Annotated in this window: 14 protein-coding genes and 2 pseudogenes; 5 read left to right on the top strand and 11 right to left on the bottom strand. The window is 45.7% G+C overall.

Features of this window, described 5'->3' with window-relative positions; translation table 11 throughout:
• Positions 1–12: 12 nt before the first annotated feature.
• Both N5P32_RS05660 and N5P32_RS05655 read right to left on the bottom strand, forming a co-directional pair.
• Positions 13–632 (bottom strand): annotated as a pseudogene (locus tag N5P32_RS05660) (L-threonylcarbamoyladenylate synthase).
• 51 nt (positions 633–683) lie between these two features.
• Entirely contained in the window at positions 684–1,535 is an 852-nt protein-coding gene (locus tag N5P32_RS05655; RefSeq protein ID WP_265728154.1) for a PHP domain-containing protein, read from the bottom strand.
• 151 nt (positions 1,536–1,686) lie between these two features.
• On the opposite strand from N5P32_RS05655, the pseudogene N5P32_RS05650 reads away from it, so the two are divergent.
• Positions 1,687–2,222: pseudogene (locus N5P32_RS05650) on the top strand (septation protein A).
• 2 nt (positions 2,223–2,224) lie between these two features.
• Entirely contained in the window at positions 2,225–2,530 is a 306-nt protein-coding gene (locus N5P32_RS05645; RefSeq protein WP_265728153.1) for a YciI family protein, read from the top strand.
• A 47-nt stretch (positions 2,531–2,577) separates the two neighbouring features.
• Here N5P32_RS05645 and N5P32_RS05640 read toward each other — a convergent pair whose 3' ends face one another.
• Entirely contained in the window at positions 2,578–2,859 is a 282-nt protein-coding gene (locus tag N5P32_RS05640; RefSeq protein WP_265728152.1) for an Rdx family protein, read from the bottom strand.
• A 91-nt stretch (positions 2,860–2,950) separates the two neighbouring features.
• Here N5P32_RS05640 and N5P32_RS05635 point away from each other — a divergent pair, with 91 nt between their 5' ends.
• Together N5P32_RS05635 and mnmC are read left to right on the top strand one after the other, a co-directional pair.
• On the top strand, positions 2,951–3,502 hold the full coding sequence (locus N5P32_RS05635) for a peptidylprolyl isomerase (RefSeq protein WP_265728151.1): 552 nt from the start codon (positions 2,951–2,953) through the stop codon (positions 3,500–3,502).
• Positions 3,492–5,489, top strand: a complete 1,998-nt coding sequence (gene mnmC, locus N5P32_RS05630) for a bifunctional tRNA (5-methylaminomethyl-2-thiouridine)(34)-methyltransferase MnmD/FAD-dependent 5-carboxymethylaminomethyl-2-thiouridine(34) oxidoreductase MnmC (protein ID WP_265728150.1) — start codon at positions 3,492–3,494, stop codon at positions 5,487–5,489. Before N5P32_RS05635 ends, mnmC begins: the two co-directional genes overlap by 11 nt.
• A 60-nt stretch (positions 5,490–5,549) precedes the next feature.
• Here mnmC and N5P32_RS05625 read toward each other — a convergent pair whose 3' ends face one another.
• Positions 5,550–5,891 carry a hypothetical protein gene (locus N5P32_RS05625; RefSeq protein WP_265728149.1) on the bottom strand — a complete coding sequence of 114 codons (342 nt, stop codon included), beginning with the start codon at positions 5,889–5,891 and terminating at the stop codon, positions 5,550–5,552.
• A 106-nt stretch (positions 5,892–5,997) separates the two neighbouring features.
• On the opposite strand from N5P32_RS05625, the gene cysE reads away from it, so the two are divergent.
• Positions 5,998–6,813: a serine O-acetyltransferase gene (gene cysE / locus N5P32_RS05620; RefSeq protein WP_265728172.1), complete on the top strand. Its 816-nt coding sequence runs from the start codon at positions 5,998–6,000 to the stop codon at positions 6,811–6,813.
• A gap of 20 nt (positions 6,814–6,833) precedes the next feature.
• On the opposite strand, the gene N5P32_RS05615 is transcribed toward cysE, so the two are convergent.
• The 7 genes from N5P32_RS05615 to N5P32_RS05585 form a co-directional block, all read right to left on the bottom strand.
• Positions 6,834–7,070 carry a YheU family protein gene (locus N5P32_RS05615; protein ID WP_265728148.1) on the bottom strand — a complete coding sequence of 79 codons (237 nt, stop codon included), beginning with the start codon at positions 7,068–7,070 and terminating at the stop codon, positions 6,834–6,836.
• Positions 7,071–9,107 carry an NAD-dependent DNA ligase LigA gene (gene ligA / locus N5P32_RS05610; RefSeq protein WP_265728147.1) on the bottom strand — a complete coding sequence of 679 codons (2,037 nt, stop codon included), beginning with the start codon at positions 9,105–9,107 and terminating at the stop codon, positions 7,071–7,073.
• A 67-nt stretch (positions 9,108–9,174) separates the two neighbouring features.
• On the bottom strand, positions 9,175–10,203 hold the full coding sequence (gene zipA / locus N5P32_RS05605; RefSeq protein ID WP_265728146.1) for a cell division protein ZipA: 1,029 nt from the start codon (positions 10,201–10,203) through the stop codon (positions 9,175–9,177).
• Between the two features lie 65 nt (positions 10,204–10,268).
• Positions 10,269–11,459 (bottom strand): tetratricopeptide repeat protein, encoded by a 1,191-nt coding sequence (locus tag N5P32_RS05600; protein ID WP_265728145.1) that lies wholly within the window; start codon positions 11,457–11,459, stop codon positions 10,269–10,271.
• Positions 11,456–11,866, bottom strand: a complete 411-nt coding sequence (locus N5P32_RS05595; protein WP_265728144.1) for a cytochrome c-type biogenesis protein — start codon at positions 11,864–11,866, stop codon at positions 11,456–11,458. The genes N5P32_RS05600 and N5P32_RS05595 overlap by 4 nt, the downstream gene beginning before the upstream one ends.
• Positions 11,863–12,372 (bottom strand): DsbE family thiol:disulfide interchange protein, encoded by a 510-nt coding sequence (locus N5P32_RS05590; RefSeq protein ID WP_265728143.1) that lies wholly within the window; start codon positions 12,370–12,372, stop codon positions 11,863–11,865. The genes N5P32_RS05595 and N5P32_RS05590 overlap by 4 nt, the downstream gene beginning before the upstream one ends.
• A 2-nt stretch (positions 12,373–12,374) precedes the next feature.
• Positions 12,375–13,880: heme lyase CcmF/NrfE family subunit (locus tag N5P32_RS05585; RefSeq protein WP_265728142.1), on the bottom strand; the 1,506-nt coding region annotated here is incomplete at its 5' end.

Genomic DNA, 13,880 nt, shown 5'->3' with positions numbered 1-13,880 from the left:
ATATACAACATTTTACGCAAACGGTGATGGATCACCCGCCCCAACACGTACCACTTCGATACTGTCGGCATCCATTTTCACGACCGTCGTCGGCTGCATCCCACAAAACCACCATCAATGACCAAATCTAGAGCATGTTCTAATGTATCGCGAATGTCATATGGGTCCGTCATCGGGTCTGTTTCTCCTGGTAAAATGAGAGAAACACTCATGATTGGTTCACCTAACTCTTCCAACAAAGCAGAGACAATGTGATTGTTAGGGATACGAATACCGATGGTTTTTCGTTTAGGGTGGAGTAATCGCCTTGGCACTTCTGAGGTCGCACTAAAAATAAACGTATAAGGCCCAGGCGTATTATTTTTCAGCAATCGATATAAGTGATTGTCAAAGCGAGCATAAGTCGAGATCTCTGACAAATCTCGGCACACCAAGGTAAAGTTGTGCTTATCATCCAAACGGCGGATTGCTCTAATGCGATCCAGCGCATTCTTATCTCCTAGGTGACAACCAAGGGAGTAACCACAATCCGTCGGATACGCAATAACGCCACCATTACGAATGACTTCAGCCGCTTGTTTTACCAAACGTGCTTGTGGGTTTTCTGGGTGTATCTGAAAAAATTGACTCAATCTGCTCTCCACAAAAATATAAAAAAGAATAACCCAATCACCATCAACGAGTTATGCCCAAGACTGCCAAACCAAATCCACTTCACTTTCGTGAATCTGAGTAAACTTGCCGACCTGCATCCAAGGACCAAACGGCCCGTGATAATCACTGCCAACAGACGCTTTTAATCCAAATTCTTGTGACAATCTTTCTAACAGTCGAACACTATCAGGGCGCTCATTACCCGAAACCACTTCCAGTCCGGTTCCACCCCATTTTTTAAAATCGCCTAATAAGCGTTTCAGCTTTGTGACGGTTAATGGGTAGCGTTTAGGGTGCGCTAGCACCAACTCCATATTCTGGTCTGCCAAAGACGTTAGCACTGACTCAAGTTCGGGCCATACATCACGCAATTGCCCCAATCTTTTATTACCTAAATACCGGTCAAACGCCTTATTAGCGTCTTTAACAAAGCCCTTCTCTACCAGTAAACTGGCAAAATGTGGACGGCCTAACTGACTTTCGCCTGCCAACGTGACAGCGTCATCAAATAAATCAGGAAGCCCTTGTTTCACCAATAAGTCAGCAATGCGCCTTGCACGGTCTAATCTGATCGCCTGATTACCACGGACAATAGCCTGAAGCGCTTCGTTATCTTGCGAAAAATTCAATGCCACCATGTGCAATGGAATCCCATTCCATTGTGTCGATAGTTCCACACCATTCACAAAACTCAGCCCTTGCTCGGCCGCTCTTGAACTCGCTTCAGCAATACCATCCAGCGTGTCATGATCTGTTAGTGAAAATAACGTAACACCTTGCTCCACCGCTAAATCCACAAGGTCAGCGGGTGAAAAATGGCCGTCTGAGCGAGTAGAATGGGTGTGTAAATCGACTTTTCTGTAACTCGCAGTTTCAGGCATAGATAGACTGTTCTTTAAAAGGAATGATGGTTATCATAAAGAGAAGGTACGAATGACAGGCTTTTATTTACATGTCGGGGCAAGAGGACTTGTTCACACCTTCCCTTTACCAGCATACATACATTCTAGTATACATACACTGGGTTTTTATATGAAAATACTATTTGACTTCCTTCCTATCATTATCTTCTTTGTTGTTTATAAAATGACAGGGGATATTGTACTCGCCACGGCCATTTTGATCCCTGCGACCATTATTCAAGTCGGCTACACATGGTTTAAAAACAGAACCGTTGAAAAAATGCATCTCGCGTCTTTAGCGTTGGTTATTTTACTTGGCGGAGCCACTGTTCTGATGGGCAATGGCGATTTTATTAAATGGAAACCCACCATAGTAAATGGACTGTTTGCCATCGTCTTCTTTGGCAGCCAGTTCATTGGTGAGAAAAATATCATTCAGCGCATGATGGGGGACAAACTCGAATTGCCCTTCAAAGTGTGGCGCACATTAAACCTTGCATGGGTAGGCTTTTTATTGTTTCAGGGGCCACCAACCTCTACGTTGCATTCACCTTCAGTGAAGAAATATGGGTCGATTTCAAGCTATTTGGCTTGCTAGGCATGACCGTAATTTTCATCATCCTTCAGGGTATTTACCTGTCATCGCATTTACAAAATAAGGAATAACAATGCTGTACTCTATCGTTGGTCAAGATGTAGCAAACAGTTTAAACGCTCGACAACAAGCTCGCCCAGCGCATTTGGCTCGCTTAGAAGCCCTTCAACATGAAGGCCGATTGGTTTTGGCAGGTCCAAACCCAGCAATTGACACGGACAACCCAGGTGACGCAGGCTTTACCGGCAGTGTTGTAGTCGCTGAATTTGCCAGCCTTGAGGACGCAAAAGCCTGGGCAGATGCAGACCCTTATGTGGACGCCGGCGTATATGAAAACGTAACGGTTAAACCCTTTAAGCAAGTTTTCCCGAACGCCTAGAAACACTCTCTACCTTCTCCCCCAACCAAGGGGGAGATTGGAAGACGTTATTTTTTAACATCCGAATGCCCAAGATCTCTCTCCGGATCAATCACGTCCCGCATTCTTTGCTTTAATACTTTCGCCTCTGGAAATCCATCTTCTTCTTTCCGGCACCAGATCTCCTGGCCATTTACTCTTATTTTAAAAATACCACCCTGTGTCGGCAGCAAGGTAACGCTTTTTATATCGTCATCAAACGTCGTCAATAGCTCTTGAGCCAGCCAAGCGGCACGCAACATCCAACGACATAGGGTACAATATTCGATTTCTACGGCAGCAGTTCGCATTTGCTTTCTCTCCGATTAATTCATAAGACGTCTTGGAACGTCGTGTAACAAACAATATTATTCAACATTACACACCATTAGGAAGCCCAATATGATTAAGTCTTTCATTACCAGTCTAGCCCTACTTGCCTTTTGTTCACAGGTAAATGCAACAGAAGTAGACATTGTAACCAATCAAGGCACCATTCGCGTCGATTTAAACGACTCTGCCGCGCCAAAAACAGTCGCCAATTTCCTACGATATGCGGACGAAGGTTTCTACGACAACACCATTTTTCACCGTGTCATTCGAGGTTTCATGGTACAAGGTGGCGGCTTCACTAAAGACCTAGAGCGCAAAAGCACACATAAAGCCGTCGCATATGAAGGCGACAATGGGTTAGCCAATAACCGAGGCACACTGGCCATGGCGCGCACACAGGATCCAAACAGTGCGACCTCTCAATTTTTCATTAACCAAGTAGACAATGTATTCTTAAATCACGGTGCTAGTGGTGGCGCAGGCTACACAGTGTTTGGTCATGTCATTTCTGGTATGGATGTGGTTGACGCTATTGCCGCAGTAACAACGTCAAACGTAGGTCCCTACCAAAATGTGCCAACCACGCCGGTTACGATCAAGAGCGTTTCACGTGTTAACTAGCTATCAATTAGAAACACCCGGACTGAGTTGGGGAGAAGACGGCGCACCTCATTCAAACCAATTCGATGATGTTTACTTCGACAAAGAGTCTGGGCTAGAAGAAACGCGCCATGTATTTCTAAAGAATAACCAACTGTTTGACCGTTGGGCTTCCATGCCCAACAGGGCGTTTGTGATTGCCGAAACAGGCTTTGGTACTGGTTTGAATTTCCTTTGCACATGGCAAGCGTTTCTTAACGAAGCTCCGTCCGACAAACAGCTGCACTTTATTTCTGTTGAAAAATACCCTTTAAGCAAGCAAACGCTCGCTGCGGCCTTAAAAATGTGGCCGTCGTTACAGCATTTCAGTCAACAACTCATCGACGCCTACCCCGTTGTGTGTCATGGCTTTCATCGCATAGAGCTAGAACAAGGACGCATTCAGCTATTGTTGTGGTTTGGTGAAGCAGAAGACGGATTTGAAGCGTTAGATGCCGATGTCGATGCTTGGTTTCTTGACGGTTTTGCTCCTAGTAAAAACCCAGAAATGTGGTCAGACAATCTTTTCAAACACATTCATCGACTGAGCCACCAAGGCACAACATTCTCGACGTTTACCGCCGCCGGTATTGTTCGCAGAGGGCTGAAAAACGTCGGTTTTGATGTTAGAAAAGTAAAAGGGTTCGGTCAAAAAAGAGAAATGTCCGTTGGCGAATTAAATCAGAATGTCGCCCCACTGACTGAGCGCATGTCACAAGGGCAATCTTGGTTTAACCTTCGACAAAACACCCACTCAAACGTCAGTAATGTCCTTGTAGTGGGTGCAGGACTAGCAGGTGCCAATACCGCCTTCGCACTGGCCAATCAGGGTATTAAAGTGACAGTCTGGGAAAAAGGCAGTCATATTGCCTGTGGCGCATCGGGCAATCCTCAAGGAATGCTGTACCCAAAGCTGGCATCACAAGATACGCCGGTTAACCGCTTTTACCTATCAGCCTACTTGCGTGCTGCAGACCTGTACTCAAGGCTCGATAAAAACAACGAATTCTGGGATCAATGTGGGCTAATACAAATACCCAAAAACGATAAAGAAGCCGGACGTTTTGAAAAGTTATTACAAGACAAACTTTATCCAGACAGCATTCTACAAGCATCAAAAGACAGAAAAGGAAGCCTATTTTTACCTTTATCTGGTTGGGTTGTATTAACGTCACTTTGTGAAAAGTTGCTGTCTCATGACAACATTACCGTAAACCTCAATAACCCTTTAGAAGCGCTTACACCGGTTAAAGACAATGGAAAAACGGTTGGCTGGAACGCCGTATCAAAAGGCGAGGAAGTGCATTTTTCACACGTTGTACTCTGCACGGCCAACGACACCAAAGCACTCAATATAACGCCCAACACACCCGACTACCCCATTCGTGGTCAAGTGTCGTATACCACGATGGATAATGCGAAAGAGGCCTGTCAACGCATTGGAGAACCAATCGACAAGCTGCACTTCCAAAAAGTATTGTGTGATTTTGGTTATGTATCGCCATCGATAAATGGATTACTGCATTTTGGTTCTACTTACGATCTAAAAGATCAAGATGACCAAGTAAGGGAAGAGGGGCATAAACGTAACCTAGCTATTTTGGAAAGCTTGCTGATATTGCCAAAAGACACGTTTAAGACTGAAGATTGCGGTGGACGCGTGTCATTCCGTTGTGCGGTTCCTGACTATACGCCAATTGTAGGACCCGTTCAGACAGAAAGAGTGTATCAGGAGGCTTACGCCGCATTGCAAAAAAATGCGAAATGGAAGTCGAACGAAACAGCAGAACCCATTCAACAGCTCTATTTAAATATCGGTCATGGCTCAAGAGGGTTAATATCCACGCCATTAAGTGGCCAATATATTGCCAGCTTGATTCTGGGTACACCTTCCCCTTTAGAACAGACCGTAAGCCACAAATTGCACCCAAGTCGCTTTGTGATTCGAGACCTAAAGCGCAGTCAATAAAGGCCAGCTTACTGCATTGAAGCCGCGTAAATCGTTTCAATGCAGTTTTCTTACCGTGCTTTATGATTCAAACAAAGCGCAAGCACTTGGAATCAATTCAACAAAACGGTTAGACGTTTGAGGCCGGAAAACATAATGATTCAACTCTGGAAGCAAACCGCGTAACTGATCACTCAATTGCAATAAACTGGGATTGATAGGCTCATAAGGATACACATGATCCTGAAGGCTGAGTTTGTGTAGCTCATCAAGCTCGTCTTGTAAAATGCCCTTCATTGCAAAAAAACGGTCTTTTTGATTAATATCATTCGTTTCCCAATACGCATCGGAAAACGCTTCATTCAATTCATAAAAAATATGCAACGCATCAGCAACGTCTCTTCTTAGACATGTTATCTCCATCTTTCTTAGGCAATATTTCTATTACCCCTTGTATTGTTTAACCCTAACCCTATAACCTACATTCTAAACATGAATCAATATAGGTGAATACCCCTTGAGTACTACAATGCATCATGCCGTGACTTCTGACAATCTCTGGCAGTCTTTGCAAGCAGAAGCGGAAAAGCTTGCACAAGACGAACCTATTTTAGCCAGTTACTTCAATACTACTATTTTACGTCATGAATCATTGTGTTCGGCATTAAGTTTTTTACTTGCCAGCAAACTCGACAGCATCTCGATCCCTGCAATGGTATTACGCGAGGTGTTTGAAGAAGCCATGGCAGACACCCACTCTGGCATTGTCAGACAAATCGAGCAAGATATTTTAGCGATAAAAGAGCGTGACGCGGCATGTGACACCTTCACCACGCCACTGCTCTTCTTTAAAGGTTTTCATGCACTGCAAACGTATCGCGTTGCAAATTGGCTATGGAAGAACAATCGCAAGAGCCTGGCCCTCTACTTACAAGGTCAAATGTCGATGGTGTTCAGTGTCGACATTCACCCAGCCGCCACGATTGGTTGTGGCGTCATGTTAGACCATGCAACAGGGCTTGTTGTCGGCGAAACCTGTGTCATTGAAGACAATGTATCAATCTTACAGTCCGTCACACTGGGTGGTACTGGGAAAGAGCATGGTGATCGTCATCCTAAGATACGCTCAGGTGTTCTTATTGGAGCAGGCGCCAAAATTCTAGGAAATATTGAAGTGGGAGTCGGCGCAAAAATTGGTGCTGGTAGTGTGGTGCTCGAAGCCGTTGAACACCACACCACGGTGGCTGGCGTTCCGGCAAAAGTAGTAGGACGAAACACCGAAGAAGAACCGGCGCTTATCATGGATCACAACATCAATCACTGTTTACGTGATTGCGCGAAGTAATCACTCCTAGCCATTACACCTTACAAAAGGTCGTAATGGCTAAGCGCTTCTTTTAGTACCATTTTGATGGTTTCACTCTCAGTATCGAATAACAGTACCGCTTCGCCTTTTCGCAAAAATCGCAACGCTTGTTCCCGCTTCTGCGCGACAGACAAATCATAGTCGCCATAATCCGTACCATCCCGAGACACAATGTCATCTAAAATCGCTTCTAATGTCTCAGCAGCCAGAGAGTCGTAAGGAATCAACGTGTCCACTTAAATTGCTCCATACTGAGTAAGTAAATCGATTACTCCAGTCTCATCTATGACAGGCACATTGAGTGATTGTGCTTTTGCGAGTTTCGAACCAGCCTTTTCACCCGCCACCAAACAATCGGTTTTGGCCGAAACCGAACCACTCACTTTTGCACCTAGCGCTTGAAGCTTGTCTTTGACCTGATCACGGCTGAACTGACTTAACGAACCGGTTACCACATAGGTTTTGCCAGAAAGAGGCAAGTCATCCGCAGACACGGACTGTTTTGTCTCCCAGATAACACCGGCGTTTAATAAGCCAAGAATGGTGTCCCTATTCAGTTCCTGCTCAAAAAACAGCCGCACATGCTGCGCCACAACCGGCCCCACATCTTCCACTTCGACCAAGGCCTCTTGGTCTGCCGCCATAAGAACGTCCAACTCTATAAAGTAGCTGGTTAGTGCGCGCGCCGTTGCCTCTCCCACTTCACGAATACCCAACGCATAAATAAATCGATTAAATTGTGTGCTTTTAGCCGTTTCAATAGACGCTAGCAGCTTCTCGACAGATTTTTGTCCCATCCGCTCCATGGCAAGCAAAGCGTCTTTCTTCTCATGCAAGGTGAAGATATCAACTGGGGTTTTCACCAATTCATTATCCACTAATTGTTCTATCAATTTATCGCCAAGACCATCAATGTCCATGGCCTTTCGAGAAACAAAATGCTTTAGAGATTCCTTCAGCTGCGCACCGCAGACCAAGCCGCCCGTACAACGAATAATGGCCTCGCCTTCGACTTGTTCTAAATCAGACCCACAAACAGGGCACGCCTCAGGAAACACCACGTCGGTTGCGTCTTCGGGGCGTTTATCTAGCACAACTTGCACCACTTTAGGAATCACGTCCCCCGCACGATGAACAATCACATAGTCGTTTATTTTCACACCTAAACGGTCAATTTCATCTTTGTTGTGCAAAGTCGCATTCGACACTGTCACCCCGCCGACAAACACAGGCTCTAAGCGTGCTACAGGTGTTATGGCGCCAGTACGACCAACCTGAAAGTCTACGCCCGTTATCCGTGTCATTTCTTCCTGAGCAGGAAATTTTCTTGCGATGGCCCAACGCGGCGCACGCGCAATAAAGCCCAATTGATTCTGCAACGCGATACGATCCACTTTGTACACGATGCCATCGATGTCATAAGACAAATCGGCACGCTTTTCATTTAGCATTTCGTAATAATCAATACAGCCTTGCGCCCCTTCGGCTTTTGCCATTAGGTCATTGGTTCGAAACCCCCACTCACTCAATTGCAGCAGACCTTCGTAATGACTCTCTGGCTGCTCCCATTCTTCGACATAACCAATAGAATACGCACACATAACAAGGGGACGTTTGGCCGTTATTTTTGGATCAAGCTGACGTAAGCTGCCTGCGGCCGCATTTCTAGGATTAACAAAGGTTTTTTCACCTTGCTCAGCCGCCAATGCGTTCAGTTTTTCAAACCCTTCCTTTGGCATATAAATTTCACCGCGCACTTCTAATACAGCAGGTGGTGTTTCAGTTCGAAGCTTTAACGGTACGGAATAAATCGTTTTGATATTCGAGGTAATGTCCTCACCCGACAATCCATCGCCGCGGGTAACACCGCGAATTAAACGACCATTTTCGTATCGAAGACTGATTGCTAAGCCATCCAGCTTAGGCTCACAACAATACGTAACCTGCTCAGCATGAATCAGTTTTCGAATACGCTGATCAAAATCAGACAAGGACTCGTTATCAAAAGCATTGTCCAATGACAACATGGGAACCGTATGAGGCACGTTGGCAAAACCACTGTCCGGTTTTTCACCGACTCGTTGAGTGGGTGAATCTTCTTGAATCCACTCAGGGTGTTCTGCTTCTATATTTTGAAGCTGACGATAATCACGATCGTACACAGCATCAGGAACAAGGGGATCGTCTTTCACATGATAGGCATAGCTGTAGTCATTAAGCTGCTGAATTAAATCCAGCATTTGCTGATGCGTCATGTTTGTTGCTTGGCTCATAGGTAAACTCTAAAACGTGAAATATTCTATCCAAAACAATCAAGGCCCCTTGGGGCCTTGATTCATCTTATTGTTTGTTACGCATCAACCGACGACGCTCAAAGTCGCGTATTCGTTGACGGCAATGGGCTATCGTTTGGTCGCTCATTGGGGTGCGGCCTTCATCGCGTAATTCTCCCCCCAAATTACGAACCAAGGTCTGAGCTGTCTCAAGCATAAAGTCGAACGCTTTCATGCTGTTTTTGGGGCCTGGTAACCCCATAAAGAAGCTCACACCTGGGCAATCACTTTCACCCATCGTATCCAAATCAAAGGTGCCCGGTTCAATGGCATTCGCCATACTAAACTGCACTCGACCGCGATCAAAACCGTCTTCATGTCGGTGGAAAATATCCATTTCGCCGTATCGCATACCACAATTCAAAATCAATTGAAGCAGCTCCATTCCAGAAAAGCTTTCATTCTCTGGAGCGAAAATATTGATCACAATCACTTCTTCAATTTCAGCAATGTCACCTTCGTCCTGATCGTCTTTATCGATGTCTTCTATCACACCATTCGGTGTAACTTGACCAATATCGACTTCGGAATAGTTACGCTCGTAATCTTCTTCTGCATGTTCAGCATATTGATTGGCAGAATCGGCCACGAAGTCCAGATCCAACTCATCCTGCTCATAAAAGCCATCATCAGAATAGTTTTGCTCCGACACGGCCGAATCACCGAAATCACGTTCCGGCACTAACGTAGCCAATTCATCAAGGTACATTTCTTCGCCACGATGCAATTCCGGGCCAGAGTCTACCTTATGCGGAACATCCGTAAGAGGAAGTTTCACTGTCTTTCGAGCATTTTCGAACGCGTTGGTAATCGGGTCTTGTGGCGAACTTGCTCGGTCACTCATGGCCACTTTACTGTAACCAACAGGAGGCCCTTGTCGAACGAGTCCCTCATCGGATTCGTCCTCTTCCGTAAAGCGCTCATCGGCTTGAGTAAACTCTTGCCCTTTTTTATATCGACGAAATCCATCTATGAGAATAACGACAATAATGACGACCCCAATCAAGATCAGCCATTCACGTAAGCTAAATTCCATTGCATATTCCGAATTGCATCAATTAATGTTGACAGTATTATCAAACGAAGCGCCTTAGGATTCAATTACAAGGCTACGTTGATTGCGAAAATCTCTTTACGATTCACTAATAAATTCCGTTTCATACCAATAATTTGGCCTTTTGTCAGATCATTGTCATTCACATTGGCCAACTTAACAATCAGATCAACACGTTTTGCTTGCGCTAAACTGATCGTCGGCATCAGTGAATCAAGGTTTGTGAGCAAGATCGGCTGACCTAAATCTTCGGGAAACACTCGCTGGATCGCCACAGGCATTTTTTGTCCATCGACTACAGCATAGACCAATAACACGTCATCCGGTTGCCAAGTAAGTTTACGGTCATCCCACACCACTTTTACCGCGATTTGATCAGTAATAATAGGCGCAACGTCTTGATAATCAATCTCTCCCATTTTACGAGCTTGAGAAATGGCAGACAGCAACGCCAGTCGCTCGGCGGAATGGTTGCTGTAGCGAATGGCCTCTTGCCACGCCAACACTGCCCCCAGATAGTTTTGTTTGGCAAACTCAGCCACACCTTTTAAATCTAATGCGGTGGCTTGAGTTGGGTCGACTCGCAAAATGGCGTCTACAACTTCTGACATTTTTTGCGTAGCGTGGTTGTCATTCGCATAAAAAATGGCTTGAGCGTATTCCACCAGTAGATTTACTCGGTTCTCCGCATCAATAGGAAGCTTTTCCAAGGCTTTTTCAAACGCCAAAGTGGCTTCTTTATAGCGTTTTGAGCTGACATAATCCGTGGCTAAATAATACCAGTCTTCTACTCGATCATAGCGTTCACTGCGATACCTTAGAAAATGTGTGATTTTGCCAGGAGTCAGACGCTGGTGTTGCAAATCTTGTGTAAAAATAACTTCCTTTGAATAACCCATCCACTGATACAGGCTCACGCTGCCTAAAATGGCCAGTGACATTCCACCTAGCAGCACCCAACGAGCAAAACCAATGTCCGAACGGATACGACGAGATTCAGAGATAGGCGCTTTCGCTTCCTCATCAACATCACGCAGAAGCTGATTCGATTCCACAAGGGTTAAGCGACCACACTCCACCTCTTCCGCGATTTCCTGTCGACGAACGGTGGCAAAAGTTTGCTTTTCTTGCTCGCTCTTTTGGTTAGAAAAATGCGTTGATCGAAACGACAGAGACGCAAAAAGAAACACCACACTCAACACCAATATGCTGAGCATTACCCCATAGGCAAAGATCACGAAGCGCGCCCTCGTCGTTTACGATTCATCATGATCACCAGAGTAAACGCACACGCGCCAAGTCCAAGCAAAATAAACGGGCCATACCAAAGCAAAAACGTCCCGGTAGAATGTTGCGGACGATATAAAACAAAAGTTCCATAGCGTGCCACCATATAATCCACCACTTCTTGATCTGTCTTACCTTGCTCAATCATTCGATAAACCAATTCTCGAAGATCAACAGCAATCCCAGCGCCAGAGTCCGCCAAGTTTTGGTTCTGGCATTTAGGGCAGCGCAATTCTTCGACCAAACTTTGATAACGCGCTTTATTGAGAGGTGAACTAAACGTCATTTGCTCCTCAGCCAAAAGAGGAAAAGCACACAACCATGCCACAAAAAGAACAACACACTTCACGATGGTCATTTCATATAACCTCTGATTTCAGGCCAATTTTGCGCATTAATCACGCCTTGGTGTCGATATTGCACGATACCATCACGACTCACCACAAACGTTTCTGGAGCGCCAGTTACCCCAAGATCCACCCCAAAAAAGCCCATTTCATCCATTAATACCAACGCATAAGGGTTACCTTTTTCCTGTAACCATTGCTCCGCCTGTGCCTTTTGATCTTTGTAATCCACCCCGACAACCGTCACACCAGATGCCGCCAGTTCCATTAGAAAGGGGTGTTCTACATGACAAGCTGGGCACCATGTTCCCCAAAAATTAAGCAAATACGGGCCGCTCGGTAAATCGTGTTTGGTCACAACACGATCATCTTGCAAAGACAGCAAACTAAAATCTGGCACCGCTTTGCCAACTAATGCTGAAGGCATGTATTGAGCATCTTTGCCCAATTGCAAATAAAAAACACCACCCAATACCAACATCATCAACAGCGGGAAAAACAATACTATTTTACGCATCACTAAACACCTGCCCGTTTTCGGTAGCGTTTGTCCACGGCTGCCAACAAACCACCCACCACCATTAACAACCCTCCCAACCATATCCAACGCACAAACGACTTCACATAAATACGAACGCCCCATGCAGATTGATCAAGCTGTTCTCCTAACGACAGGTATAAATCACGTGTAAACCCAGCGTCCAGCGCCGCTTCGGTCATGACTTGCTGGCGAGTCGAAAAGAAGCGTTTTTCAGGATGAAGTGTCACAACTTTTACCCCCGCTTTATACACCGTAAACCAGCCTCGACTTGCAACATAGTTCGGGCCTGCTATTTGCTCCATTCGATCAAATTGAAACTCATAACCGGCCACATTGGCGCGCTCTCCAGGAGCCAATCGCAACATAGATTCATGACTATTCACACTGACTAACACAACCCCCACCAACGTCACAGCCATACCAAGATGCGCCAGTAACATAGCGTAATAACTGCGGGGCAATAATCGAGCCCGAGGAATGATGCCCTTTGTCCCAGCAGACACCTTGCTATACCAATCAGCGAAAGATAAAAACACAACCCAAAGCACCACTCCCAAGCTCAACCAAGCCATCCCCTCAAAGTCATAGCAATAGACCAGCAGACCAGAGCTGATAACCGACAAACCGGCTGCAACGGCGCAACGGATTGCCAGCACCCGAAACGACGTATGATGCCACTTTGACAAAGGCCCAATGGCCATAAAGATAATCAACAACAAGGCAATAGGAGTAAACACGGTATTAAAGTACGGAGCACCGACCGATATTTTCCCCAAACCAAATGCATCAAAAATCAATGGGTATAACGTGCCCAACAAGACAGTTAACGTTAAAACCGTCAACAAAATATTATTCAGCAACAACCACGCTTCTCGCCCTGTTGCGCCAAATGACACGCTAGATCGCACCTCTGCGGCACGCACCGCATACAACAATAAACTGCCGCCAACCAGAATCAATAATAACGCAAGAATAAACGCCCCTCGCGTAGGGTCCGCCGCAAAAGAATGCACCGACGTTAAAATGCCAGAACGCACTAAAAATGCCCCCAACAACGACAGGCTAAAGGTAAAAATAGCCAACAATACAGTCCAACTTTTAAAGACACCGCGCTTTTCTGTAACCGCAAGCGAATGCAATAACGCCGTTCCGGCTAACCAAGGCATAAACGACGCATTTTCAACAGGATCCCAAAACCACCAACCTCCCCAACCTAATTCGTAGTAGGCCCACCAGCTACCAAGCGTTATGCCCAGCGTCAAAAATGCCCATGAAACGGCTGTCCAAGGCCTCGCCCAACGCGCCCATGAAGCATTCAGATTCCCCGTAATCAAAGCCGCTACCGCAAAAGCAAATGCCACAGAAAACCCAACATAGCCCATATACAGCACAGGCGGATGAACAATCAAACCAACGTCCTGCAATAACGGATTCAAATCCCCGCCGTCCATAGGAACATCGGGCAAGAGGCGCACGAAAGGCGA

Origin of the sequence: Marinomonas pontica (assembly GCF_026191375.1) — a bacterium.
Taxonomy (GTDB): Bacteria; Pseudomonadota; Gammaproteobacteria; order Pseudomonadales; family Marinomonadaceae; genus Marinomonas; species Marinomonas pontica.
Note: the sequence above shows the minus strand (reverse complement) of the source record. Positions and strands in the feature narration are given on the sequence as shown.